The organism is Streptomyces sp. NPDC088354 (assembly GCF_044753585.1).
Lineage (GTDB): Bacteria > Actinomycetota > Actinomycetes > Streptomycetales > Streptomycetaceae > Actinacidiphila.
On the sequence record NZ_JBIVNJ010000008.1, the window covers coordinates 117,583 to 143,309 of the forward strand.

The 25,727-nt window shown below is 72.6% G+C and carries 18 protein-coding genes; 5 read left to right on the top strand and 13 right to left on the bottom strand.

Annotation, left to right across the window (positions count from 1 at the left end; translation table 11 throughout):
* Positions 1 to 40: 40 nt before the first annotated feature.
* From ACIP98_RS15085 to hrcA, 7 genes are all read right to left on the bottom strand, one after another.
* Positions 41 to 946 carry a ribonuclease Z gene (locus tag ACIP98_RS15085; protein ID WP_319664605.1) on the bottom strand — a complete coding sequence of 302 codons (906 nt, stop codon included), beginning with the start codon at positions 944 to 946 and terminating at the stop codon, positions 41 to 43.
* Between the two features lie 6 nt (positions 947 to 952).
* On the bottom strand, positions 953 to 1,312 hold the full coding sequence (locus ACIP98_RS15090) for a histidine triad nucleotide-binding protein (RefSeq protein WP_319664606.1): 360 nt from the start codon (positions 1,310 to 1,312) through the stop codon (positions 953 to 955).
* A 99-nt stretch (positions 1,313 to 1,411) separates the two neighbouring features.
* Entirely contained in the window at positions 1,412 to 4,687 is a 3,276-nt protein-coding gene (locus ACIP98_RS15095) for a S41 family peptidase (RefSeq protein WP_401976120.1), read from the bottom strand.
* Between the two features lie 170 nt (positions 4,688 to 4,857).
* Complete coding sequence (locus ACIP98_RS15100; protein WP_401976122.1) at positions 4,858 to 5,595, bottom strand: 16S rRNA (uracil(1498)-N(3))-methyltransferase; 738 nt, start codon at positions 5,593 to 5,595, stop codon at positions 4,858 to 4,860.
* Entirely contained in the window at positions 5,592 to 6,665 is a 1,074-nt protein-coding gene (locus ACIP98_RS15105) for a nitronate monooxygenase (RefSeq protein WP_401976124.1), read from the bottom strand. Before ACIP98_RS15105 ends, ACIP98_RS15100 begins: the two co-directional genes overlap by 4 nt.
* Before the next feature lie 85 nt (positions 6,666 to 6,750).
* Positions 6,751 to 7,890: a molecular chaperone DnaJ gene (dnaJ, locus tag ACIP98_RS15110; RefSeq protein WP_319664611.1), complete on the bottom strand. Its 1,140-nt coding sequence runs from the start codon at positions 7,888 to 7,890 to the stop codon at positions 6,751 to 6,753.
* On the bottom strand, positions 7,890 to 8,906 hold the full coding sequence (gene hrcA, locus ACIP98_RS15115; RefSeq protein ID WP_319664663.1) for a heat-inducible transcriptional repressor HrcA: 1,017 nt from the start codon (positions 8,904 to 8,906) through the stop codon (positions 7,890 to 7,892). Before hrcA ends, dnaJ begins: the two co-directional genes overlap by 1 nt.
* Positions 8,907 to 9,184: 278 nt before the next feature.
* Here hrcA and ACIP98_RS15120 point away from each other — a divergent pair, with 278 nt between their 5' ends.
* Positions 9,185 to 9,844, top strand: a complete 660-nt coding sequence (locus ACIP98_RS15120; protein WP_401976293.1) for an MBL fold metallo-hydrolase — start codon at positions 9,185 to 9,187, stop codon at positions 9,842 to 9,844.
* Positions 9,845 to 9,874: 30 nt separating this feature from the next.
* A complete protein-coding gene (locus tag ACIP98_RS15125; RefSeq protein ID WP_401976126.1) occupies positions 9,875 to 10,705 on the top strand; it encodes a DUF3097 domain-containing protein in 831 nt (276 codons plus the stop codon).
* Here the strand turns inward: ACIP98_RS15125 and hemW are convergent, their stop codons facing one another.
* Positions 10,706 to 11,938, bottom strand: coding sequence for a radical SAM family heme chaperone HemW (hemW, locus tag ACIP98_RS15130; RefSeq protein ID WP_319664614.1), 1,233 nt, complete (start codon positions 11,936 to 11,938; stop codon positions 10,706 to 10,708). It abuts the gene before it with no gap.
* 783 nt (positions 11,939 to 12,721) lie between these two features.
* Positions 12,722 to 14,497: an ATP-binding SpoIIE family protein phosphatase gene (locus ACIP98_RS15135; RefSeq protein WP_319664615.1), complete on the bottom strand. Its 1,776-nt coding sequence runs from the start codon at positions 14,495 to 14,497 to the stop codon at positions 12,722 to 12,724.
* 239 nt (positions 14,498 to 14,736) lie between these two features.
* On the opposite strand from ACIP98_RS15135, the gene ACIP98_RS15140 reads away from it, so the two are divergent.
* A complete protein-coding gene (locus tag ACIP98_RS15140; protein WP_401976296.1) occupies positions 14,737 to 18,879 on the top strand; it encodes a HAMP domain-containing protein in 4,143 nt (1,380 codons plus the stop codon).
* A 62-nt stretch (positions 18,880 to 18,941) separates the two neighbouring features.
* Positions 18,942 to 19,481, top strand: coding sequence for a two-component system response regulator (locus ACIP98_RS15145; RefSeq protein WP_401976299.1), 540 nt, complete (start codon positions 18,942 to 18,944; stop codon positions 19,479 to 19,481).
* A gap of 23 nt (positions 19,482 to 19,504) precedes the next feature.
* Here the strand turns inward: ACIP98_RS15145 and ACIP98_RS15150 are convergent, their stop codons facing one another.
* The 3 genes from ACIP98_RS15150 to lepA all read right to left on the bottom strand — a co-directional run bounded on the left by ACIP98_RS15150 (position 19,505) and on the right by lepA (position 24,014).
* Entirely contained in the window at positions 19,505 to 21,394 is a 1,890-nt protein-coding gene (locus ACIP98_RS15150) for an AMP-dependent synthetase/ligase (RefSeq protein ID WP_319664619.1), read from the bottom strand.
* A 281-nt stretch (positions 21,395 to 21,675) separates the two neighbouring features.
* Entirely contained in the window at positions 21,676 to 21,936 is a 261-nt protein-coding gene (locus ACIP98_RS15155; RefSeq protein ID WP_319664620.1) for a hypothetical protein, read from the bottom strand.
* 212 nt (positions 21,937 to 22,148) lie between these two features.
* Positions 22,149 to 24,014: a translation elongation factor 4 gene (lepA, locus tag ACIP98_RS15160; protein ID WP_319664621.1), complete on the bottom strand. Its 1,866-nt coding sequence runs from the start codon at positions 24,012 to 24,014 to the stop codon at positions 22,149 to 22,151.
* 247 nt (positions 24,015 to 24,261) lie between these two features.
* On the opposite strand from lepA, the gene rpsT reads away from it, so the two are divergent.
* A complete protein-coding gene (gene rpsT, locus ACIP98_RS15165) occupies positions 24,262 to 24,528 on the top strand; it encodes a 30S ribosomal protein S20 (RefSeq protein WP_319664622.1) in 267 nt (88 codons plus the stop codon).
* 209 nt (positions 24,529 to 24,737) lie between these two features.
* Here the strand turns inward: rpsT and holA are convergent, their stop codons facing one another.
* On the bottom strand, positions 24,738 to 25,721 hold the full coding sequence (gene holA, locus ACIP98_RS15170; protein WP_319664623.1) for a DNA polymerase III subunit delta: 984 nt from the start codon (positions 25,719 to 25,721) through the stop codon (positions 24,738 to 24,740).
* Positions 25,722 to 25,727 lie beyond the last annotated feature (6 nt).

Consider the following 25,727-nt stretch of genomic DNA (forward strand, 5'->3'; position numbering starts at 1 on the left):
ACGGTACAGGTCACAGCGGTGCGGACCGGTTCGCGGCGGGTCAGCGGCGGCGTGGCACGGGCACCCGGCCGAGGTCCTGGGCGACGGTCAGCTCCGCCGCGAAACCGGCGGCGCGGGCCTGCCGCTCGAAGGCCTCGGGGTCGGTGTAGCGCTGGGAGAAGTGGGTGAGGACCAGGTGGCGCACTCCGGACTCGGCGGCGACCCGGGCCGCCTGACCCGCCGTCAGGTGCCCGTGCTCCTGGGCGAGCGAGGCGTCCTCGTCCAGGAAGGTGGACTCGATGACGAGCAGGTCGCAGCCGTCGGCCAGCGCGTACACCGCGTCGCACAGCCGGGTGTCCATGACGAAGCCGAAGCGCTGGCCGGGCCGCACCTCGCTGACGTCGGCGAGGGTGACGCCGTCGGCCTCGCCGTCGCGCTGGAGACGGCCGACCGCGGGCCCGGTGATGCCGTGGGCCGCGAGCCGGTCCGGCAGCATGCGGCGGCCGTCCGGCTCGACGAGGCGGTAGCCGTACGCCTCCACGGGGTGGGAGAGCCGCCGGGCCTCCAGCCGGAAGGCGCCGTCGGCCAGGACGACGGTGTCGCCGGAGACCGGCTCCTCGCGCAGCTTCACCGTCTCCCGGTAGGCGGTCGCGTAGCGCAGCCGGTCGAAGAAGTGCCGCCCGGACTCGGGGTAGTGGGCGGTCACGGGGTGCGGCACCCGGTCGAGGTTGATCCGCTGGATCACCCCGGCCAGGCCCAGGCTGTGGTCGCCGTGGAAGTGCGTGACGCACAGCCGGGTGAGGTCGTGCGCGGCCACCCCGGCGCGCAGCATCTGGCGCTGGGTGCCCTCGCCGGGGTCGAAGAGGATGCCCTCGCCGTCCCAGCGCAGGAAGTAGCCGTTGTGGTTGCGGTGCCGGGTCGGGACCTGGCTGGCCGTGCCCAGGACGACGAGTTCGCGTGCTGACACCGGCCGTTATCCCGGCGGCCAGTCAAGGCCGCGCCCGCCGAGCACGTGCGCATGGGCGTGGAAGACGGTCTGGCCGGCGCCCGCCCCGGTGTTGAACACGATCCGGTAGCCGGTGCCGTCCACCTTGTCCCCGGCCGCCACCTCGCCCGCCTCGCGCAGCACGTCGGCGGCGAGCTGCGGCTCCGCGGCGGCGAGGGAGGCCGCGTCCGGGTAGTGCGCCTTGGGGATCACCAGCACATGCGTCGGCGCCTGGGGGTTTATGTCGCGGAACGCGACCGTCGTCCCCGTCTCACGGACGACGGTCGCGGGCACGCTCCCCGCGACGATCTTGCAGAACAGACAGTCCGCCTGCGGTTCTCCCGCCACCGTGGCGCCTCCGGCTCGTCGTTGATCAGGTCGTTGATCAGGTCGTTGATCGGTACGGGCATGCTACCGGTGCCGTGACGGCCCGCAGCGGAGCCCGGGTCACGGCAGCGGCGGCGGCGTCCGCGCCGGGTTCTCCGCCAACGCGTCGAGGGCGAGACGGATCGCGGTGTCGAGCTGGGGGTCGCGGCCGGCCGCCCAGTCCTGCGGGGTCTGCGGCACCTCGACGTCCGGGTCGACACCGTGGTTCTCCAGGTCCCAGCCGACGCCCTCCATCCAGGTCGCGTACTTCGGCTGGGTCACCAGCGTGCCGTCGACCAGGTGGTAGCGGGAGTCGATGCCGATGACCCCGCCCCAGGTCCTGGTGCCGACCACGGGCCCGATCCCCAGCGCCTTGATGGCCGCGTTCACGATGTCGCCGTCGGAGCCGGAGAACTCGTTGGCGACCGCGACGACCGGGCCGCGCGGGGCGTCCAGCGGGTAGGTGAAGGCGGGCAGCCCACGGGGCAGGTCCCAGCCGACGACACGGCGGGCGAGCTTCTCCACGACGAGCTGCGAGGTGTGGCCGCCGCGGTTCTCCCGGACGTCCACGATCAGGCCCTCGCGGGCCACCTCGACGCGCAGGTCGCGATGGAGCTGCGCCCAGCCCGAGCCCACCATGTCGGGCACGTGCACATACCCCAGCCGGCCCTGCGACGCCTCGCGGACGTGGGCGCGCCGCCCGGCGACCCAGTCGTGGTACCGCAGGGGCTCCTCGTCCGGGATGGGCACCACGACGACCTGGCGCGGCGCGCTCCCGTCGGCCGGGGCCACGGTCAGCTCGACGGGCTTGCGCACGGTCCCGATCAGCAGCGGACCGGGCCCGGCCACCGGGTCGACGGGGCGGCCGTCGACCGCGAGGATCGCGTCACCGGCACGCACGGCGACCCCGGGCGCGGCCAGCGGGGCGCGGGCGCGCGGGTCGGAGGTCTCGGAGGGCAGGACGCGCCCGATCCGCCAGACGCCGTCCTCGTCGCGCAGGAGGTCGGCGCCGAGCAGGCCCTGCCGGTAGAGGGAGTCGACACGCCCGCCGGACGGACTGACGTAGGCGTGCGAGGTGCCGAGTTCGCCCGCCACCTCCCACAGCAGGTCGACCAGGTCGTCGTGGGTGGCGACGCGGTCCAGCACCGGCCGGTAGCGGTCGCGCACGCCGTCCCAGTCGACTCCGCCCATGTCGGCGCGCCAGAAGTTGTCGCGCATGAGGCGGTGCGCCTCGTCGTACATCTGCCGCCACTCGGCGTGCGGGTCGACGGTGACGCGGACCCGGGACAGGTCCACCGTCACGTTGCTGTCCGAGTCGTCCTCGGAGGGCGTGGACTTGTGGTCGGCGGCGGCGACCCGCAGCCGGTGGCCCGAGGTGACCAGCACCTTGTTGCCGTCACCGCTGACCGCGTAGTCGTCCGCGTCGTCGGCGATCTCCTCGACGCGCAGCTGCTTCAGGTCGTACCGCTCCAGCACGCTGGACGGCGGCTCCGCCTCCGGGGAGGCCAGGCTCGCGCCGAGCACGCCGCGCACGGGGTGGCGCAGCCACAGCACGCCGTCCTTGGCGGCCCGCAGCGTGGAGTAGCGGGCGGCCTCGACCGGGAAGGGCACGATGCGGTCGGCCAGGCCCTCGACGTCGACACGGGTGACGGGGATGCGTGGGCGCTCCTCGCCGTCCTCCTTGCGGGACTCGCCCTTGCCGCTCTTGGCGTCGTCCTGGCCGCGCTCGTCGCCGTCCTTCTCCTCCGCCGAGGGGTCGACCGGCCGGCCGTGGAGCTGCGGGCCGAAGGGCGAGGGGGTGGTGGCGGCGAGGGTGATCAGGTGCGGGCGGCAGGAGGCGAGGAAGGCCAGGTCGAAGGCGTGCTCGTCGTAGACCGGGTCGAAGGACCGCTCGGACAGGAAGGCCAGGTGCTTGCCGTCGGCGGTGAAGGCAGGCGAGAAGTCGTTGAAGCGCAGGGGCGTGGCGTCGACGACGGTCAGGTCCGCGGTGGACGCCAGCTTGAGCTGGCTCAGCGGCTCCCGGCCCGGCTGGGACCAGGCCAGCCACGCGGAGTCCGGCGAGAAGGCCAGGCCACTGGCGTGGCCGTACTCGCTCTCCACGACCGTGCGGACCTCGCCGGTCTGCGCCTCGACCAGCAGCACCCGGCCGTCGTGCGAGGCGACCGCGATCCGGTGGCCGTCCGGGGAGACGGTCATCGCCAGGACGCGGCCGAGCCGGCCCGCGGCCAGCCGGCGTGGCGCCGGGACGCCGCCCGCCGCGGGGGCGATCTCCAGGGCGTCCTCACCCTCCGCGTCGGTGACCCACACGACCTGCTGGTCGCCCTCGCCGCCGAACACCCGCGGCAGCCGTGTGCGGACCCCCGGTTCGGCGGCCAGCGCCCGCGCGGGACCGCCGCGGTGGGTGACCCAGTGCGTGGTGCCGCGGACCTCGACGGCGCTGCCGCGGCCGGTGTGGTCCGGGCGGGCGTCGCCGAGGTGGTGGGCGGCGTGGACGGGGTGCGGCTGCAGGTCGGTGCGCTGGCCGCCGAGGCGCACCTCCAGCGGACGGGCCTCGGCGCCGTCGAGGTCGTCCAGCAGGAACAGCCGGCCGGCGCTGGTCCACACGACGCGGGTGCCGTCGGTCGCGGCGTGCCGGGCGTAGAAGCCGCCGTCCTCCACGGCGGTGTGTCGCCGCAGGTCGCTCCCGTCGGGAAGGCTGGAGTAGAGCGCGCCGACGCCCTCGTGGTCGGAGAGGAACGCCAGCCTCTCCCCCACCCACATCGCGCACTCCAGGTTGCCGTCCAGGTCCGCGTGGACCCGCTCGAACTCCCCGCTCCCCGAGCGGTCGATCCACAGCTTGCCCGCCGTGCCGCCGCGGTAGCGCTTCCACGCCGCCGCCTCGCGGCCCATCGTCGCGGACAGCAGCAGCACCGCGCCGTCCGGCCCGTACGCGACGTCCCCGACGGGCCCGTACGGCAGGGTGCGGGCCGGGCCGCCGTCGAGCGGGACCGCCCACGCCCAGCTGCGGCGCGAGGACGCCTGCCCGTGCGGGCTGATGGCCAGTACCTCGCCGTCCGCGGTCCAGCCGCGCACCAGGGCGCGCCCGGCGCCCCAGAACGTCAGCCGCTTCGAGGGGCCGCCGTCGACCGGCGCCACATGGACCTCCGGCGCCCCGTCGCGGGTCGAGCTCCACGCCACGTGCGCCCCGTCCGGCGAGAACCGCGGGTGTGCCACCGGCATGTTGTCCGCGCTCACGCGCCACGCCCGGCCGGCGCCGTCGAGCGGGGCCGCCCAGACGTCGTCCTCGGCGATGAAGGTGATCAGGTCGCCGTGCAGATGGGGAAAGCGGAGGTACGAGGGGTGCGAAGGCTGCGTCACGCCGTCACATTAACCACCCAGTGGCCTGTGGGTCAGGGGTTTTGGATCTCATTTGCCCTGCGGGAGCGAGCCGACGGGCGCACCGGTGCCGAAAGCGACGCGCGGTGCCGGGGGGCGCCGGCACCGGGACGGGCGCGCGCCCGGGGACGAGCGCACACAGGGCGGAGCGCTCAGCCCCAGCGGCCCGTGCGTCCCAGGAGCAGCGCGGTCGCCGCGACACCGGCCGTCGAGGTGCGCAGGACACTCGCGCCGAGCCGGTACGGCTTGGCCCCCGCCGCGGCCAGGGTGTCCAGCTCCTCGGGGGAGACACCGCCCTCGGGCCCGACGACCAGGACGATGTCGCCGTCCGCCGGAAGGGCCGCGGCGGCCAGCGGCTCTGCCCCCTCCTCGTGGAGGACGGCGGCGAAGGCGGCACCGGCGAGCAGCGGCCCGAGCTGACGGGTCGTCGCCAACTCGCCGACGTCGGGGAAGCGCAGACGGCGGGCCTGCTTGGCGGCCTCGCGGGCGGTGGAGCGCCACTTGGCGAGGGACTTGGCGCCGCGGTCGCCCTTCCACTGCGTGATGCAGCGGGCGGCGGCCCACGGCACGATCGCGTCGACGCCGACCTCCGTCATGGTCTCCACGGCCAGTTCGCCGCGGTCGCCCTTCGGGAGGGCCTGCACCACCGTGATCCGCGGGCGGGGGACGGGCTCCTCCCGGACCCCGGTGACGGCGACCTCGAGGGTGTCCTTGCCGTCCACGACGGCCACGACGCCCTGCGCGCCCCGCCCCTGACCGTCCGTCAGCACGATCTCCTCTCCGACCTGCAGCCGCCGCACGGAGACGGCGTGCCGCCCCTCGGGGCCGGAGAGCGTGATCCGGTCCGGGCCCAGGGCGCCGGGCTCGACAACGAAGACAGGGGCGGTCACAAAGCGCTCCGGGCGGAGTCGAGTTCGGCCGCGAGCAGCCGGACGAGGTCGATGGCGGGCAGCTCCCTGGCCATGGCGTGCCCCTGGCCGGCCCACAGGGCCATCGCCCCGGGGTCACCGGCCGCGGCGGCCGCCCCGCGCACCGGGGCGGTCAGGAAGTGGATCCGCGGGTAGCCGGGCGGGGCGTACCGGCCGTGCTCGCGCAGGTACCGGTTGACCAGCCCCCGCGCGGGACGACCGGTGAACGCCCGGGTCAGCTCGGTTTCCGCGAAGTCGGGGTCGGTCAGGGCCCGCTTGTGCACCGGGTGCGCCCCCGACTCGGGACAGGCCAGGAAGGCGGTGCCCATCTGCGCCGCGTCCGCGCCCGCCGCCAGCACCGCGGCGATCTGCGCGCCGCGCATGATGCCGCCCGCCGCCACGAGGGGCAGCGACACGGCCTCCCGCACCTGCGGCAGCAGGACGAGCAGCCCGGTCTCGGTACCGTCCCGCTCCGGATCGTCGCGGTGCGTGGACTGGTGGCCGCCGGCCTCGGCGCCCTGCACGCACACCGCCGCCGCGCCCGCCTCCTCGGCGGCCCGCGCCTCGGCGACCGAGGTCACGGTGACGACGGTGACCGTGCCGGCGTCGCCGAAGGCCCGCAGCACCGCGGGCTCCGGACAGCCGAAGGTGAAGCTCACCAGGGGAACGGGGTCCTCCAGCAGGGCCGCGATCTTCGCCCCGTACGCGTCCTCCAGCACGGCGTCGCCGCCCGTGCCGGGGTCGCCCAGGAACGTGCCGTAGCGGGTGGCCTCACCCGCCAGCCGCGCGGCGAAGTCCTCGACGCGCGCGGGGTCGGCGGTCTCGCGCTGCGGCAGGAACACGTTCACGCCGAAGGGCCGCGAGGTGAGCCGCCGGACCTGTGCGATCTCCTCGCGCATGGCCTCCGCGGTCCGGAAGCCGGCCGCCAGGAAACCGACACCGCCGCCCTCGGCCACGGCCGCCGCCAGGGCGGGAGTGGACGTCCCGCCGGCCATCGGCGCCTGCACGACCGGATGCGCGGCGAGGGTGGAGAGATCGGTCAGCGCGGCCATGCGCCCATCGTTTCACGACCTCGGACGCACGGCTGCGCGGGGCGCGGGCGGGTGCCCGCGCCCCGTTCCGTGTCATGCCGCGCGCTCAGCGGCCGTTGAAGGCGTCCTTCAGCCGCGAGAACAGACCCTGCTGGCCCGGCTGGAACTGGCCGAGCGGCCGCTCCTCGCCGCGCAGCTTCGCCAGGCGCCGCAGGAGTTCCTCCTGGTCCGGGTCGAGCTTGCCCGGGGTCTGCACCTCGACGTGCACGACCAGGTCACCCCGGCCGCCGCCGCGCAGATGCGTGATGCCGCGCTGGTGCAGCGGGATCGACTGGCCGGACTGCGTGCCCGGCCGGATGTCGATCTCCTCCAGGCCGTCCAGGGTCTCCAGCGGCACCTTGGTGCCCAGCGCCGCCGCCGTCATCGGGATGGTGACGGTGCAGTGCAGGTCGTCGCCGCGCCGCTGGAACTGCGCGTGCGGCAGCTCGCGGATCTCCACGTAGAGGTCGCCGGCGGGCCCGCCGCCGGGGCCGACCTCGCCCTCGCCCGCGAGCTGGATGCGGGTGCCGTTGTCGACACCGGCGGGGATCTTCACCGTCAGCGTGCGCCGCGAGCGGACCCGGCCGTCGCCCGCGCACTCCGGGCACGGGTTCGGCACGACGGTGCCGAAGCCCTGGCACTGGGGGCAGGGCCGGGAGGTCATGACCTGGCCCAGGAAGGACCGGGTGACCTGGGAGACCTCACCGCGGCCGCGGCACATGTCGCAGGTCTGCGCCGAGGTGCCGGGGGCGGCGCCCTCGCCGTGGCAGGTGTTGCAGACGATCGCCGTGTCGACCTGGATGTCCTTGGTCGTGCCGAAGGCGGCCTCGTCGAGCTCGATCTCCAGCCGGATCATCGCGTCCTGGCCGCGCCGGGTGCGCGAGCGCGGACCGCGCTGGGACGCCGTGCCGAAGAAGGCGTCCATGATGTCGCTGAAGTTGCCGAAGCCCTGGCCGAAGCCCGCGCCCGCGCCGGCACCGCCGCCGTTGGCGGACAGCGGGTCGCCGCCGAGGTCGTAGACCTGCTTCTTCTGCGGGTCCGACAGCACCTCGTAAGCGGCGTTGATCTCCTTGAACCGCTCCTGGGTCTTCGGGTCCGGATTGACGTCCGGGTGCAGCTCGCGCGCGAGACGGCGGAAGGCCTTCTTGATCTCGTCCGGACTCGCGTCGCGGCGCACGCCGAGCACGGCGTAGTAGTCGGTGGCCACTACGACTCCGCCAGGATCTGTCCGACGTAACGTGCCACTGCGCGTACCGCTCCCATCGTTCCGGGGTAGTCCATGCGGGTCGGGCCGACCACGCCAAGTTTCGCGACCGCCTCGTCGCCCGAACCGTAGCCGACGGAGACGACCGATGTGGAGTTCAGGCCCTCGTGGAAATTCTCGTGACCGATTCGCACGGTCACGCCCGAATCCCCGGCCTCGCCCAGCAGCTTGAGGAGCACGACCTGCTCCTCCAGCGCCTCCAGCACCGGGCGGATCGTGAGGGGGAAATCATGGCCGAAACGGGTCAGGTTGGCGGTGCCGCCCAGCATGATCCGTTCCTCGGTCTCCTCGACCAGGGTCTCCAGCAGCGTCGCCAGCACGACCTGCACCGACGGCCGGTCGTCCGGCTCGAAGCCGTCCGCGAGGTCCTGCACCAGCTGCGGGACGTCGGCGAAGCGCCGTCCCACCACCCGGCTGTTGAGCCGGGCCCGCAGATCGGCCAGCACGGTCTCGCCCACCGGCGCGGGCGCGTCGACCAGCCGCTGCTCCACCCGGCCGGTGTCCGTGATCAGCACCAGCATCAGCCGGGCCGGCGCCAGGGCCAGCAGTTCGACGTGCCGCACGGTCGAGCGGGTCAGCGACGGGTACTGGACGACGGCGACCTGCCGGGTCAGCTGCGCCAGCAGCCGCACGGTGCGGGCCACCACGTCGTCGAGGTCCACGGCGCCGTCCAGGAAGTTCTGGATGGCCCGGCGCTCCGCGCCCGACAGCGGCTTGACGTTCGTGAGCCGGTCGACGAAGAGCCGGTAGCCCTTGTCGGTCGGCACCCGGCCGGCGCTGGTGTGGGGCTGCTGGATGTAGCCCTCCTCCTCCAGCACGGCCATGTCGTTGCGCACCGTGGCCGGGGACACCCCCAGCCGGTGGCGCTCGGTGAGCGCCTTGGAGCCGACCGGTTCCTCGGTGCCCACGTAGTCCTGGACAATGGCACGCAGCACATCGAGTCGTCGTTCGCTCAGCATTGCGGCGTCCACCTCCAGTCGTCCGGTCACCGGTGCGTCGGTCGTTCTCCGTGCCCTGGCACTCCCGACAAGTGAGTGCCAGCTTTCCCCAAGTCAGTGTACGGCGGGGAGGCAAGACCTCGGCAAGGGCGGTCCGCACCCGGACCCCCTCGACCGGCCACCGTAGCGCGCGCGGCCCACCCCGGCGGGGATACCGTCGCGGTGTGGAGACGACACCGACGGCGCCGGAGCCCTTCGCCGGCTGGGAGCACCTGGCACCCGGCGTGGCCCGCTGCCGGATGCCGTTCCTCGACGTCACCATCGGGGTCGTCGTCGGCGCCGAGGGCGTCCTGCTGGTGGACACCGGCTCTTCGGTCGCCGAGGGGGCCGAGCTGGGCCGCCGGGTCCGTGAGCTGACCGGGCGCGACGTGACGCACATCGCACTGACCCACGGTCACTTCGACCACGTCTTCGGCACGGCCGCCTTCCCCGGCGCCCAGGTCTTCGGCGAGATGACACTCGGCGCCCACCTCGGCCGCGAGCGCTTCACGCTGCGCCTGGACGCGATCGAGCACGGCGCCGGCGAGGAGGCCGCGACGCTGGCCGCGGAGGTCCTGGTGCCGCCCGGTCACCTCGTGGACGGCCGCTGGGCACTGGACCTCGGCGGCGACCGCGAGGTCCTGCTGGTCCACCCCGGTGAGGGACACACCACGCACGACCTGGTGGTGGTCGTGCCCGGGACGCCCGCCGTGGTCTTCTGCGGCGACCTCGTCGAGGAGTCCGGCGAGCCGCAGGCCGGCCCGGACGCCACCCCGGGCGCGTGGCCGGGCACCCTGGACCGGCTGCTGGAGCTGGGCGGCGAGAGCGCGCTCTACGTCCCCGGACACGGAGCCGTGGTCGACGCGCGCTTCGTCCGCGCCCAACGGGACGCGCTGGCGGCCCGGTTCGGATCCGCTTGAGCGGCGGTCCGCCCGGATACGATCCCTGGCATGCGCAGCCGGAACTACGACGCCGATCTCACCCCGCCCTGGAAGCGGCCGTCCGTGCCCGCGCCCGAGGTCGCGGCCGAACGGGACCTGGTGGTGGAGGAGGTCTCCACCGGCTTCTGCGGGGCGGTGATCCGCTGCGAGAAGACCGCCGAGGGGCCGACCGTCACGCTGGAGGACCGCTTCGGCAAGCACCGGGTCTTCCCCCTCGTGCCGCGCGGCTTCCTCCTGGAGGGCAAGGTCGTCACCCTGGTGCGGCCCACCGCCGCCGCCCCCTCCGGCCCCCGGCTGACCGCCTCGGGCTCCCTCGCCGTCCCCGGCGCACGGGCCCGGGTCGCCCGCGCCGGGCGCATCTACGTCGAGGGACGCCACGACGCGGAGCTCGTCGAGCGGGTCTGGGGCGACGACCTGCGGGTCGAGGGCGTCGTCGTGGAGTACCTGGAGGGCGTCGACGACCTGCCCGCCATCGTCTCCGCCTTCGCCCCCGGACCCGGCGCACGGCTCGGCGTGCTCGTCGACCACCTCGTACCGGGCTCCAAGGAGTCCCGGATCGCCGCCTCGGTCACCGGCGACCACGTGCTGGTCGCCGGCCACCCCTACATCGACGTCTGGGAGGCCGTGAAGCCCTCCTCCGTCGGCATCCCCGCCTGGCCGGCGGTGCCGCGCGGCCAGGACTGGAAGACCGGGGTGTGCCGCGCGCTCGGCTGGCCGGAGAACACCGGAGCCGCCTGGCAGCACATCCTGGGCTCGGTCCGTTCCTACAAGGACCTCCAGCCGGAACTGCTGGGCCGCGTGGAGGAGCTGATCGACTTCGTCACGGCCCCGGGCGCCTGATCAGTCGACCAGGTCCCTGACCACCGCGTCCGCGAGCAGCCGCCCGCGCAGCGTGAGCACCGCCCGCCCGGTTTCGTACGCGCCCGGCTCCAGCAGCCCGTCGGCCACCGCGCGCCCGGCGGCCGCCGCCCCGGCCGGGGCCAGGATGTCCAGCGGGCAGCCGTCCGCGAGCCGCAGCTCCAGCAGGATGCGCTCCACCCGGCGGTCCTCCGCGGCCAGCACCTCGCGGCCCGCGCCGGGACTGCGCCCCTCCGCGAGCGCCGCCGCGTACGCCGCGGGGTGCTTCACGTTCCACCAGCGCACGCCGCCCACGTGGGCGTGCGCGCCCGGTCCGGCGCCCCACCAGTCGGCGCCCGTCCAGTACAGCTCGTTGTGGCGGCACCGGGCCGACGTCGAGGTCGCCCAGTTCGACACCTCGTACCAGTCGAAACCGGCTTCCGACAGACGCTCCTCGGCGATCAGGTAGCGGTCCGCGTGGACGTCGTCGTCGGTCATCGGCACCTCGCCCCGCCGGATCCGGCGGGCCAGCTGCGTGCCCTCCTCCACGATCAGCGCGTACGCCGACACATGGTCCGGGCCCGCGTCGATCGCCGCGTCCAGGGACGCCCGCCAGTCGTCGTCCGACTCCCCCGGTGTGCCGTAGATCAGGTCCAGGTTCACATGCTCGAAGCCGGCTGCCCGCGCCTCCGCCACGCAGGCCTCCGGCCGGCCCGGCGTGTGCCTGCGGTCCAGCACCTGCAGCACGTGCTGCCGGGCGCTCTGCATCCCGAACGACATCCGGTTGAAGCCCCCGGCCCGCAGCTCCGCCAGGTACGCGGGGTCCACCGACTCCGGATTCGCCTCCGTCGTGACCTCGGCCCCCTCCGCCAGGCCGAACTCGTCCCGGATGGCGCCCAGCATGCGGGTCAGGTCCGCCGCCGGCAGCAGCGTCGGCGTGCCGCCGCCGACGAACACCGTCTCGACGCGGCGGGCGTCGTCGCCCAGCACCTTGCGGGCGAGCCGGATCTCGTCGATCAGCGTGTCCGCGTAGTTCTCGCGGGAGGCGAGCACGCCGCCGGTGCCGCGCAGCTCGGCGGCGGTGTAGGTGTTGAAGTCGCAGTAGCCGCAGCGGGTGGCGCAGTACGGGACGTGCAGGTAGAATCCGAGCGGGCGGTTCTCCGCCCCGGCGAGGGCTGCCGGGGGCAGCGCACCGTTCTGGGGCATGGGCTCGCCGTCGGGCAGTACGGATGGCATGCCCCCATTGTGCCGGGGTTTTTTCCCCGCCCGCCCTCCCGGGTGCCCTGTGAAGTCAGGGCACCCCGGCGCGCGTGGTTCTTGGCCCGGGTTCGGGGCCTCCGGGGCTGACCATTCTGGACAGCACATTTACGTGCGTTTCCAGCACCTACTCATCCCATCCCGACCCGGATACCGCACACAAATATGCTCCACAGTCCGGAACACCCACCCTCCCCCAGCCTCCGGCGGGGGTGCCCCCACCACCCCCGCCCCCTCCGTAGTGTTCGCGCCTGATCCCCAGGGTGGGGTATGGAGGCGGCCATGGCGCGGGCACCCGTTGGTGCGGCGGCACATCAGCCGCCCAGCCGTCACCGCCAACGCACACCGCGCCGGCCGCCACGTCGCGCCCACAGCGGGTCCCCCGGCCGAATGTTGGGGCAGGCACTGGCGGGCCGATGGGGGCGGCATCCAGGCAACCGCAGTCACCACGGTCCGCCTCCACACCCCCACTGGGGATCAGGCGCATGACGAAACGGAGGGGGCGGGGGAGTTGGGGGCACCCCCGGCCGGAGGCTGGGGGAGGGTGGGCGTTCTGGACTGTGGAGCATATGTGGGTGCACAACCCGGGGTGATCAGTTGAGAGCGCCCGAGGCACCTAAATGTGCTGTCCAGAATGCCCAGCCCCGGAGGCCCCGCACCCGGCCCCCACGAAACGCGCGCCGGGGCCACTGACTTCACAGGGCACACGGGCGGGAGGGCGGGGAAAAAACCAGACGGCAACCACGACGGCGCCGCACACAGCTACTGGGCCCGCAGGACGAGCAGCGCCAGATCATCGTCCGGCGGAGCCGGATCGTACCCGTGCACCGCCCTGCGAATCCGCTCCGCGACCCCCGCCGCCCCCAACCCCACGCACCCCGCGAGCACCACCGCGAGCCCGTCGTCGTCGTCGAACTGCCGGTTGCCGCTGCGCCGCTCAGTGACGCCGTCGGTGACGCACAGGAGCGTGTCCCCGGGAGCGAGGTGGAACGATTCGCTGCGGTAGTGGGCGTCGTCCGTGATGCCCAGCAGTATCTGCGGGGCGGCCGCTGCGCGGACCGTGCCCGCGCCGTTCAGGACGAGCGGCAGCGGGTGGCCGGCGCTGGCCAGGGTGCACAGGACACCGCCGTCGCCGCCGGGCACGATCTCGCCGTAGAGCAGCGACAGGAAGCGCGGGCCGGTCTCCCAGCCGGGGCCGAGGCCGTCGCCGAGAGTCGCCGCGGCTGCCTCGTCCGCGAGGGCGCGGTTGAGGCGGTCGAGGACCTCGGCGACGCCGTGGCCCTCCCGGGCGAGGAGCCGCATCACGGGCCGGGCCAGCCCGGTGACGGCGGCCGCCTCGGGACCGTTGCCCTGGACGTCGCCGAGCGCGAAGCACCAGCGGCCGCCGCCTGCCGGGAAGATGTCGTAGAAGTCGCCGCCGACGACGTCGGCGCGCGTGGGCTCGTAGACGACGGCCGTTTCCACGCCGGGGACGGTGCCGAGCCCGGCGGGCAGCAGCCCGCGCTGCAGGACGCGGCTGATCATGGCCTGCCGGGCGTACTGCCGGGCCGTGCCGACCGCGAGGGCCACGCGGCGGGCGAAGTCCTCGATGAGCCCGATGACCTCGTCGGGCATGCGCATCAGCCCGGTCCTGCCGAGCAGCAGCGTGCCGTGGCAGCGGCCGCCGGCGACGAGCGGGCAGGCGAGGGCGGCGCCCATGGCGTCGGTCCCGTCGGCGGTGGCGGGCCAGGGCCAGGGGACGGCGCCGGAGCGGCCGTGGGGCGGCGGCGGGGGCGGGTCCTTCTCCAGGACCAGGCGCAGCCCGTCGATGCGGCTCTCGGCGGCATGCCAGACGCGGGCGAGCCGCGGTTCGGTCGTCCCGGGGCCGTCGGCGCCGAGCCAGACCGCGCACCAGTCGGCGAGCCGGGGCACCAGCAGCTGTCCGGCCAGCGCGGCCACCATGTCCTCGTCGAGCTGCCCGGCGAGCAGGTCGGACGCCTCGGCGAGGAAGGACAGCGAGCCGCGGCTGATCCAGTCGCCGTCGGACCGGCGGGCGGCCTGGCGCGGCAGCGGCGCCAGGATCTCGGCGGCGCGCAGCCCGCCCGTCAGGGTGCGGTCGCCGTCCGTGGCCGGGGCGTGGTCCTCGGGGTCGTGCGCGGCGGCGAGCCGGCACCAGATGGTCTTGAGGTCGCGCCGGTAGGTGATACCCCACGCCTCGGAAAGCGCCGCGACAAGTTGGAGACCGCGGCCGCCGTCGCGGCCCTCCCGTTCCAGTTCGGCCCGGTCGCGCACGACGCGCGCGGGGTGGTGGTCGGACACCTCCACCACGAGGCCGTCCTGTTCGAGCCGGCAGAGCAGTTCGACGGTGGTCCCCGCGTGGATGACGGCGTTGGTGACGAGTTCGCTGACCACCAGGACCGCGTCGGCGGCCAGGCGCTCGTCGGGGCCGGGTCCGTCCGTCGTCCACGCGCCGAGCGCCGCACGGACGAACTTGCGGGCGGCGGAGGCGGCGAGCTGGTTGCCGGGCAGGCTGGTGCGGGAAACGAAATCCCGTGGCATGGAATCTGGCCCCACTGTGCGGCTCCCGAGCAGATCCGGCATTGCGCCCTTGAGGGCAAGGTCAGCGTGACAGACTGAGCGCGCTCATAAGCGCCGAGTCACCGAAGAAGGCCGTCATGGCTCTTAAATCGGCTGTTCCCGCCCCGAAAACCGCTACTCCTGCGCGTCAGCGTGTCGTTGATCCGCCGCCGGGAGAGGAGTGGATACGGGCGGCGGAACTCCGGCCGCTGCTGACGGCGATGCGGTCGCTGTGCGACGGGGACTTCCGGGTGAGCCTGGACGAACAGCGGGAAGGACTGCAGGCCGAGCTCGCCGGAACGTTCAACCGGATCGTCTCCCGGGAGCGGCACTTCTCCTCCGAACTGGCCCGGGTCCGGCGGGAGGTGGTCCGCCAGGGCCGGCTGGACGAGCGGCTCGCCGACAGTCCCGGCCAGGGCTCGTGGGCGATGAACGTCCAGGCGGCGAACACCCTCGTCGACGCCCTGGTCATCCCGGCGGCGAACGCGACCCGGGTGCTGGACGCGGTGGCGGGCGGCGACCTGACCCAGCGGGTGGACCTGCACGACGGCAGCCGGCCGCTGCGCGGCGATCTGCGGCGGCTGGGCCGCGCGGTCAACCGCATGGTGGACCAGCTGTCGCTGTTCACCGGCGAGGTGACGCGCGTCGCCCGCGAGGTCGGCACCGAGGGTCGGCTCGGCGGCCGTGCCAAGGTACAGGGACTGTCCGGCAGTTGGCGGGACGTGACCGAGGCCGTCAACGCGATGGCCGCCCGGCTGACCGCGCAGGTGCGTGACATCGCGCTGGTGACAACGGCGGTGGCACGCGGCGACCTGACCCGTCAGGTGACGGTCGAGGCCACCGGCGAGCTGCTGGAGCTCAAGCTGACCGTCAACACGATGGTGGACCAGCTGTCGGCCTTCGCCGACGAGGTCACCCGGGTGGCCCGCGAGGTCGGCACCGAGGGCCAGTTGGGCGGCCGTGCCCAGGTCCGGGGCGTGTCGGGGGTGTGGAAGGACCTCACCGACAACGTCAACTTCATGGCGTCCAACCTGACCTCGCAGGTCCGCAACATCGCCCAGGTGACCACCGCGGTCGCCGACGGGGACCTGTCAAAGAAGATCACGGTCGACGCCCGAGGCGAGATCCTGGAGCTGAAGGACACCATCAACACCATGGTGGACCAGCTCCGCGGCTTCGCGGGCGAGGTGACACGCGTCGCCCGCGAGGTCGGCACCGAGGGCCAGTTGGGCGGCCGTGCCCAGGTCCGCGGTGTGTCGGGGGTGTGGAAGGACCTCACCGACAACGTCAACTTCATGGCCGACAACCTCACCAGCCAGGTCCGCAACATCGCCCAGGTCGCCACCGCCGTCGCCCAGGGCGATCTCGGCAAGACCATCACCGTCGAGGCCAAGGGCGAGATCCTGGAGCTCAAGTCGACCATCAACACGATGGTCGACCAGCTGTCGGCCTTCGCCGACGAGGTCACCCGGGTGGCCCGCGAGGTCGGCACCGAGGGGAACCTCGGCGGTCAGGCGCAGGTCCGGGGCGTGTCCGGGGTGTGGAAGGACCTCACCGACAACGTCAACTTCATGGCGTCCAACCTGACCTCGCAGGTCCGCAACATCGCCCAGGTGACCACCTCGGTCGCCAACGGCGACCTGTCAAAGAAGATCACGGTCGACGCCCGAGGCGAGATCCTCGAACTGAAGGACACCATCAACACCATGGTGGACCAGCTCCGCGGCTTCGCCGACGAGGTGACGCGCGTCGCCCGCGAGGTCGGCACCGAGGGCCGGCTGGCCGGCCGTGCCCAGGTCCGCGGTGTGTCGGGGGTGTGGAAGGACCTCACCGACAACGTCAACTTCATGGCCGACAACCTCACCAGCCAGGTCCGCAACATCGCCCAGGTCGCCACCGCCGTCGCCCAGGGCGACCTGTCGAAGAAGATCGACGTCGACGCCCGCGGCGAGATCCTGGAGCTCAAGACCACCATCAACACAATGGTGGACACCCTCTCCTCGTTCTCCTCCGAGGTGACCCGGGTGGCCCGGGAGGTCGGCAGCCAGGGCCAGCTGGGCGGTCAGGCCCGCGTCGAGGGCGTGTACGGCACGTGGAAGCGCCTGACGACCAATGTCAACGAGCTCGCCTCCAACCTCACCACGCAGGTCCGCGCCATCGCGGAGGTGGCCTCCGCCGTCGCGCAGGGCGACATGTCCCGCAGTATCGCGGTCGAGGCGCAGGGCGAGGTCGCCGAGCTCAAGAACAACATCAACCTGATGGTGTCCAACCTGCGGGAGACCACCCGCGCCAAGGACTGGCTGGAGTCCAACCTCGCCCGCCTCGCCGGCCTGATGCAGGGGCACCGCGACCTCATGGAGGTCGCCGACCTGATCCTGCGGGAGCTGACGCCGCTGGTGAACGCCCAGTACGGGGCCTTCTTCCTGGCCGAGACCGAGGCCGACGGCTCGGGGTCCACGCGGTTGCGCGCCCCGCGCGGCCTCGCGTTCATCGCGGGCTACGGGTCGGCGCAGGGCGCCACCGTCGACACTCCGGGGATGCCCGGGCACGGGCTGGTGCGGCAGGCGGCGCTGGAGAAGAAGCGCATCCTGGTGGAGGAGGCCCCACCCGGCTACATCAAGATCAATTCGGGGCTGGGCGAGGCGGCCCCGGCCAGTGTCGTGATCATCCCGATCCTCTTCGAGGACGAACTGCTCGGGGTCATCGAGCTGGCGTCGTTCTCCCGGTTCTCCGACGTCCACCTGGCCTTCTTCGACCAGTTCGTGAGCACCATCGGCGTTGCGATCAACACGATCATCGCCAACTCCCGCACGGAGTCGCTGCTGTCGCAGTCCCAGCGGCTGGCGCAGCAGCTCCAGGAGCGCTCGGACGAGCTCCAGCGGCAGCAGGCGGAGCTGCAGCGCTCCAACGCCGAACTGGAGGAGAAGGCGGCCCTGCTGGCCACCTCCTCGCAGTACAAGTCGGAGTTCCTGGCCAACATGTCGCACGAGCTGCGCACCCCGCTCAACTCGCTGCTCATCCTGGCCCGGCTGCTCGCCGACAACCCCGACGGCCATCTGAACGAGCAGGAGGTGCAGTTCGCCGGCACCATCCACCGTTCCGGCTCGGACCTGCTGCAGCTGATCAACGACATCCTCGACCTGTCGAAGATCGAGGCCGGCCGGATGGACGTGCGCCCCAAGAAACTGCCGCTGATCAAGCTGCTGGACTATGTGCACGCCACGTTCCGCCCGATCACCCTGGACCGCGGGCTGGCCTTCGACGTCACCGTCGGCGAGGACGTGCCGCGCGAGATGTTCTCCGACGAGCAGCGGCTCCAGCAGATCCTGCGCAATCTGCTCTCCAACGCGATCAAGTTCACCTCGCAGGGCCGCGTCGAGCTGCGCGTGGCCCGGTGCGAGGGCAGTGACGACCTGATCGCGTTCGCCGTGCGGGACACCGGCATCGGCATCGCCGGCGAGAAGCTTCCGGTGATCTTCGAGGCCTTCCAGCAGGCCGACGGCACCACCAATCGCAAGTACGGCGGCACCGGCCTCGGCCTGTCCATCAGCCGGGAGATCGCGGGGCTGCTCGGCGGCCGCATCGTCGCCGAGAGCGAGCCCGGCCGCGGCAGCACCTTCACCTTCTACGTGCCGGCCGTGTACGCGGGCCATGCCCCCGGCTCCGGAGAGCCCGAGCCGGAGCACACCGTCGGCGAAGGGGGCGGCGGGAAGGCTCCGGCGGCGCCCTCTTGGCGCGACGGCGGCCGCCGCCCCCTCGCCGCGCTCGCCACGTACCTCCCCGCGGAGCAGGCCCCGGCCTGGCCCACCTCGACCCGGCTGGAGGAGTGGCGCGACGGTCGCGCGGGCCGTGTGCTGGCCGGCAACCGCGTGCTCATCGTGGACGACGACATCCGCAACGTCTTCGCCCTCACGCATGTGCTGGGCCGGGTCGGCATGCCGGTTCTCTACGCCGAGAACGGCCGGGAGGGCATCGAGACGCTGGAGAAGAACCCCGACGTCGCGCTGGTCCTGATGGACATCATGATGCCCGAGATGGACGGCTACGAGACGATCGCGGCCATCCGCCGCACCCCGCGCTTCGCGGACCTGCCGATCATCGCCCTGACCGCCAAAGTGATGCCCGGCGACCGCGAGCGTTCCATCGCCTGCGGTGCCAACGACTACGTGCCCAAGCCGGTGGACGTCGACCGGTTGCTCAACACCGCCCACCTGCTGCTGGACCCTGAGGCCGCCGAGGGCGCGGCGCGCGGCGACCACCGCCCGGAGGACACCGGCTCGTACGGCGCTCCCGATGACCCCGATGACCCCGACGACCCGCGCGATCGCGGGGTCCCCGGCGACGCCGGGCGGCCCGGCCGGTGACGCCCGGCGCCGCCGGCACGGTCACCGGCACCGACAGGGCCGGCATCCTCCTGGTCGACGACATGGAGGACAACCTGATGGCCCTGGAGGCCATCCTCGGCTCGCTCAACCGGCCGATGGTCCGGGCCCGTTCCGGGGAGGAGGCGATGAAGGCACTGCTGCGCCAGGAGTTCGCCGTGGTCCTGCTGGACGTCCTCATGCCGGGCATGGACGGCTTCGAGACCGCCGCGAACATCAAGCGCCTCGACCAGACCAAGGAGATCCCGATCATCTTCCTGACCGGGAACGACCTCGACACGACCTTCGCCTTCCGCGGCTACGCCACGGGCGCGGCGGACTACCTGACCAAGCCCTTCGACCCCTGGGTGCTGCGCGCCAAGGTCTCCGTCTTCCTCGAACTCCACCGCACCGCCCGCGAACTGCGCGATCTGCTGACCCTTGACCGGGAGCGGCTGGAGGCCGTCGCGGAACGCCTCACGGCCGTCGAACGGCATCTCGCCGCCGACGGCCGTGCCGATGTGGCCGAACTGGCGCTGCGCGTGGCCGCGCTGGAGCGCGCCGTCCGCGCGGTGGACCCACCGGGCCCGCGCCGGGGCGACTGACCCGGCGCGGGCGGCCGCGGGGCTCAGCCCTCGCGGGTGCCGGAGTACATGTCGTCGATCAGGTCCTTGAACTCCCGCTCCACGACCGGCCGCTTGAGCTTCAGGCTCGGCGTCAGGTCGCCGTGCTCCACGTCGAGGTCGCGGGGCAGCACCCGGAAGGTCTTGATCTGCTGCCAGCGCTGCAGGTCCTCGTTGACGCGCCGCACGTAGCCGTCGATGAGCCGGCGCACCTGGTCCGAGGCGACGACCTCCGCGTACGGCCTGCCCTCCAGGCCGTTCTCCGCGGCCCAGCCGAGGATGGTGGGCTCGTCGAGGGCGATCAGGGCGCTGCAGAAGTTGCGGGCGGCGCCGATCACCAGGACGTTGCTGACGAACGGGCACACGGCCTTGAACTGGCCCTCGACGGCGGCCGGGGCGATGTACTTGCCGTTGGAGTTCTTGATGATGTCCTTTTTGCGGTCGGTGATGGTGAGGAAGCCGTCCGCGGACAGTTCGCCGATGTCACCGGTGTGGAACCAGCCGTCGGGCTCCAGCACCTCGGCGGTCTTCTCCGGCAGCCCGTGGTAGCCCTGCATGATGCCGGGGCTGCGGAGCAGGATCTCGCCGTCCTCGGCGATGCGCACCTCGGTGCCGGGCAGCGGCTTGCCGACGGTGCCGGTGCGGTAGGCCTCGCCCGGGTTGACGAAGCTGGCCGCGCTGGACTCGGTCAGGCCGTAGCCCTCCAGGATGTGGATGCCTGCGCCGGAGAAGAAGTAGCCGATCTCCGGGGCCAGGGCCGCGGAGCCGGAGACGCAGGCGCGCAGCTTGCCGCCGAAGGCCTCGCGGAGCTTGGCGTACACCAGGCGGTCGGCGACGGCGTGCTGCGCGGACAGCGCGAAGGGGGCACTGGGCGTTCCGGTGCGGCGGCGGTTGTCCTGGGTGACCTTGGCGTACTCGCGGGCGACCTCGGCGGCCCACTTGAAGATCTTGTACTTCGCGCCGCCGCCGGCGCGGGCCTTGGCGGCCACACCGTTGTAGACCTTCTCGAAGATCCGGGGGACGGCGGCCATGTAGGTGGGCTGCACCACCGGCAGGTTCTCGATGATCTTGTCCACCCGGCCGTCCACGGCGGTCACGTGGCCGATGGTGATGTGCCCGGCGGTGAGCACCTTGCCGAAGACGTGCGCCAGCGGCAGCCAGAGGTACTGGACGTCCGCCGCTTCCAGTAGGCCGTTGGCCTCGATGGCGCGGGCCATGTACGCCCAGCAGTCGTGCGGCAGGCGGACACCCTTGGGGCGGCCGGTGGTCCCGGAGGTGTAGATGAGGGTCGCCAGTTGGTCCTTGGTGAGCGCGCCCACGGCGTCACGGACCGCCTCGGGGTTCTTCTCCAGGTAGACCGCGCCGCGCTTCTCCAGGTCGGCCAGGGAGAGCACCCACCCGTCGTCGCCGGTGGCGGTGTCGGTTCCCACGCCCTCCGCGTCGATGACCACGACGTGGCTCAGCTCGGGCAGCTCCGCGCGGCGCTCGACGACCTTGGCCAGCTGGGCGGCGTCCTCGGCGATCAGCACGCGGCTGCCGGAGTCGGCCAGGATGAAGGCCGTCTCGTCGGCGTTGGTGCTGGGATAGACCGTGGTGGTCGCGGCGCCCGCGCACAGCACGCCCAGGTCGGCCAGGATCCACTCCACCCGGGTGGCGGAGGCGATGGCCACCCGCTCCTCGGGGCGTACACCGAGGTCCATCAGACCGGCCGCGATGGCGTAGACCCTGGTCGCGGCCTCCTGCCAGCTGAGTGAACGCCAGGAGTCCGGGCCGCCGCCCGCCGAGAGCACCGGGTAGCGGTACGCCTCGGCGTCGGGCGTGGCCTCGACGCGCTCCAGGAACAGGTTCGCCACCGAGGGCGGCCGGTTCTCGATCAAAGTCTGCGTGTCGGTCACGACAACCTCCGGGGCCCGCCACATTGCTGGGTGACTCGCGAGTAACCCGCGATTGGTGATCAGGGTAGGCAATCCGCGCCCGGTTTGTAAGGGGCCGCGTTCACCGCGTTGCAACCACGAGGGGTGAGACAGGTGACACATACATCTACTCTGCCCGCGTGCACGTCCCACGGATCCCGCGTGCCGCAGACGCAAACGGCGGGCTCTCCCGGAATCCGGGGAGCCCGCCTCCCGCCGTCACGCCGGCCACCCTCCGGCGACACCGCGGAGCACAGGGGCGATCAGCCGCCGATGGGCAGGCCGCCGATCATGCCGGTGGTGCCGCCCGACTTGCCGACCCCGCCCAGCAGTTCGCCCGTCTTACCGGTGACCGCCTTCAGGCCGGTCTTGGTGACCTCGTCCTTGGCGTCCAGCAGCTTCATCGGGCCCTTCCCGAGCGGGAGCGAGCCGTCACCGGCGAAGGCGGGGGACGCGGCGGCACCGGCGGCGCCCAGCGCGATCACGGAACCTGCGACGACGGCCGCGGCCTTCGAGTACTTCACGACACATTCCCCTTCCACGGCGACGACTTTCGCCGCCGTCACCATGGGTAACGCCCCCGACCAGCCCCGGAAACCGCACGTGAGCGGCTTTTTCCCCAATCACCCGAATGCCGCACCGCTCATACGAAAGGGCGCCTGTCCGGTCATCGGACAAACGCCCCTCGTACGCGGCGAGTCGGGCGGCCGACCGGCCGTCCCGCCCCCGCCGGCGGTCACTTCTTCTTGGCCGCGCCCTCGTCGCTGGACAGGACCGCGATGAAGGCCTCCTGCGGCACCTCCACGGAACCGACCATCTTCATCCGCTTCTTGCCCTCCTTCTGCTTCTCCAGCAGCTTCCGCTTGCGGGAGATGTCACCGCCGTAGCACTTGGCGAGGACGTCCTTGCGGATGGCGCGGATGGTCTCGCGGGCGATGACGCGGGAGCCGATGGCGGCCTGGATCGGCACCTCGAAGGCCTGCCGCGGGATGAGCTCGCGCAGCTTGGCGACGAGCCGCACGCCGTACGCGTAGGCCGCGTCCTTGTGCGTGATCGCCGAGAAGGCGTCCACCTTGTCGCCGTGCAGCAGGATGTCGACCTTGACCAGGCTGGAGGTCTGCTCGCCGGTGGGCTCGTAGTCGAGCGAGGCGTAGCCGCGGGTCTTGGACTTCAGCTGGTCGAAGAAGTCGAAGACGATCTCGGCGAGCGGCAGGGTGTAGCGGATCTCCACCCGGTCCTCGGAGAGGTAGTCCATGCCCAGCAGCGTGCCGCGCCGGGTCTGGCACAGCTCCATGATCGCGCCGATGAACTCGGTGGGCGCCAGGATCGTGGCGCGCACCACCGGCTCGTACACCTCGCCGATCTTGCCCTCGGGGAACTCGCTGGGGTTGGTGACGATGTGCTCGGCACCGTCCTCCATGACCACGCGGTAGACCACGTTGGGGGCGGTGGCGATCAGGTCGAGGCCGAACTCGCGCTCCAGGCGCTCGCGGATCACGTCCAGGTGGAGCAGGCCGAGGAAGCCGACGCGGAAACCGAAGCCGAGGGCGGCCGAGGTCTCCGGCTCGTAGACCAGGGCGGCGTCGTTGAGCTGGAGCTTGTCCAGCGCGTCGCGCAGTTCCGGGTAGTCCGAGCCGTCCAGCGGGTACAGGCCCGAGAACACCATGGGCTTGGGGTCCTTGTAGCCGCCCAGGGCCTCGGTGGCGCCCTTGGACTGCTGGGTGATCGTGTCACCGACCTTGGACTGGCGGACGTCCTTCACACCGGTGATCAGGTAGCCCACCTCGCCGACGCCGAGGCCGTCGGCCGGCAGCATCTCCGGCGAGTTGGTGCCGATCTCCAGCAACTCGTGGGTGGCGCCGGTGGACATCATCTTGATGCGCTCGCGCTTGCTGAGCTGACCGTCGACGACCCGGACGTAGGTGACGACGCCGCGGTAGGAGTCGTAGACCGAGTCGAAGATCATCGCGCGGGCCGGGGCGTCCGCGACGCCGACCGGGGCCGGGACGGTCTCCACGACCCGGTCGAGCAGCGCCTCGACCCCGAGACCGGTCTTGGCCGAGACCCTCAGCACGTCGGAGGGGTCGCAGCCGATGAGGTTGGCCAGTTCCTCGGAGAACTTCTCGGGCTGCGCGGCCGGCAGGTCGATCTTGTTCAGCACCGGGACGATGGTGAGGTCGTTCTCCATCGCCAGGTAGAGGTTGGCCAGCGTCTGCGCCTCGATGCCCTGGGCGGCGTCGACCAGCAGGATGGTGCCCTCACAGGCCGCGAGCGACCGGGAGACCTCGTAGGTGAAGTCCACGTGCCCCGGGGTGTCGATCATGTTCAGGATGTGGGTCTTCCCCTCATCGGCGCCCGTGGTGGGCGCCCAGGGCAGACGGACCGCCTGGGACTTGATCGTGATGCCGCGCTCGCGCTCGATGTCCATCCGGTCGAGGTATTGGGCGCGCATCTGCCGCTGATCCACCACACCGGTGAGCTGGAGCATCCGGTCGGCAAGGGTCGACTTGCCGTGGTCGATGTGCGCGATGATGCAGAAATTGCGGATCAGCGCCGGGTCGGTACGGCTCGGCTCCGGCACGTTCGAAGGGGTCGCGGGCACGCAGGGTCCTGTCTCTTGAGGCGCCTGTCGCCTCTGGTCGGATCGATACGTATGGCTCCCATAGTCCCATGAGCGGGGCCGGGGACCGTGCCGGGCGGCCCGGAAGCGCCCGCGCGCGGCGCCGGGACCGGGCCCGGGAGCGCCGGTTTGGGCGGCACAGCGGCCGACTGCTAACCTGGGCAGTCGCGCTTCGTGCCCTCTACCCGAGGCGCGAACCCCATCAGATCACACCTGAGAAGGCTCTTTCGTGGCGAACATCAAGTCCCAGATCAAGCGCAACAAGACCAACGAGAAGGCGCGCCTGCGCAACAAGGCCGTCAAGTCCGAGCTCAAGACCGCCATCCGCCGCACCCGTGAGGCCGTGGCCACCGGCGACGTCGAGAAGGCCACCGAGGCCGCGCGCCTCGCCGGCAAGAAGCTCGACAAGGCCGTGAGCAAGGGCGTCATCCACAAGAACCAGGCCGCCAACAAGAAGTCCGCGCTGGCCGTCAAGGTCGCCGCGCTCCAGGCCTGAGCCTTCTCGTCAGTACCCAGCGGTACCCGGCAACACCTCGCCGGTGACGGGCACAGCGGTCCCTCTCACCCGCTCCACCACCGGCAGACATGATCCACCGGCCGCACGCGGCCTGCGTTCGCCACGCGGGTGCGGTCCTCGAAGGGCCTCGTACCTCCCCGGTACGGGGCCCTTCGGCGTGCTCCCGTGAGGGCGGACCACCGCGCAGGTCAGCGGGCGCGGGAGGCGCGCGCGATCGACACGACGGCCTTCTCCAGGGCGTACGCCGGGTCGGCGCCGCCGCCCTTGACCGCCGCGTCGGCCTCCGCGACCGCGCGCAGCGCCGTGGAGACCCCGTCCCCGGACCAGCCGCGCATCTGCTGGCGTACCCGGTCGATCTTCCACGGCGGCATGCCCAGCTCGCGGGCGAGGTCGGCCGGCCGGGCGCCGCGCGGGGCGGAGGCGAGCTTGCCGATGGCCCGTACGCCGGAGGCCAGCGCGAAGGTGATGCCGGGCAGCGGCTGGCCGACGGCGATGGCCCAGCGCAGCCGTTCCAGGGCCTCGGCCGTACGGCCGGTGACCGCCAGGTCCGCGACCTCGAAGCCGGTCGCCTCGGCGCGACCGGTGTAGTAGCGGGCGACGACGGCCACGTCGATCGCGCCCTCCACGTCGGCGGCCAGTTGCGCGCAGGCGCTCGCCAGCTCGCGCAGATCGCTTCCCAGCGCGTCCACGAGAGCCTGGCAGGCCTCGGGGGTCGCCGACCGGCCCAGGGTGCGGAACTCCCCGCGCACGAAGGCCAGCCGGTCCGCCGGCTTGGTCATCTTCGGGCACGCCACCTCGCGCGCCCCCGCCTTGCGGGCCGCGTCCAGCAGGCCCTTGCCCTTGGCACCGCCCGCGTGCAGCAGGACGAGGGTGATCTCCTCCACGGGGGCCGCCAGGTAGGCCTTCACGTCCTTGATCGTGTCCGCGGACAGGTCCTGCGCGTTGCGGACGACCACGACCTTCCGCTCCGCGAACAGCGACGGGCTGGTCAACTCCGCGAGGGTGCCCGGCTGCACCGCTTCGGGAGTGAGATCGCGCACATCGGTGTCGGCGTCGGCCGCCCGCGCGGCGAGCACGACCTCCCGCACGGCGCGGTCGAGAAGCAGGTCCTCCTGCCCCACCGCGATCGTGACGGGGGCGAGCGGACTGTCTGTCGTACTGTTCCTGGGCATCGCCGT

What these genes read in the sequence shown, in the direction of transcription:
- ACIP98_RS15105 (WP_401976124.1), bottom strand. Translation starts at nt 6,665, where the DNA reads ATGGCCGCGCTGACCGATCTCTCCACCCTCGCCGCGCATCCGGTCGTG.
- hrcA (WP_319664663.1), bottom strand. Translation starts at nt 8,906, where the DNA reads ATGCTGAGCGAACGACGACTCGATGTGCTGCGTGCCATTGTCCAGGAC.
- ACIP98_RS15120 (WP_401976293.1), top strand. Translation starts at nt 9,185, where the DNA reads ATGCCGTTCCTCGACGTCACCATCGGGGTCGTCGTCGGCGCCGAGGGC.
- ACIP98_RS15125 (WP_401976126.1), top strand. Translation starts at nt 9,875, where the DNA reads ATGCGCAGCCGGAACTACGACGCCGATCTCACCCCGCCCTGGAAGCGG.
- hemW (WP_319664614.1), bottom strand. Translation starts at nt 11,938, where the DNA reads ATGCCATCCGTACTGCCCGACGGCGAGCCCATGCCCCAGAACGGTGCG.
- ACIP98_RS15135 (WP_319664615.1), bottom strand. Translation starts at nt 14,497, where the DNA reads ATGCCACGGGATTTCGTTTCCCGCACCAGCCTGCCCGGCAACCAGCTC.
- ACIP98_RS15140 (WP_401976296.1), top strand. Translation starts at nt 14,737, where the DNA reads ATGCGGTCGCTGTGCGACGGGGACTTCCGGGTGAGCCTGGACGAACAG.
- ACIP98_RS15145 (WP_401976299.1), top strand. Translation starts at nt 18,942, where the DNA reads ATGGAGGACAACCTGATGGCCCTGGAGGCCATCCTCGGCTCGCTCAAC.
- holA (WP_319664623.1), bottom strand. Translation starts at nt 25,721, where the DNA reads ATGCCCAGGAACAGTACGACAGACAGTCCGCTCGCCCCCGTCACGATC.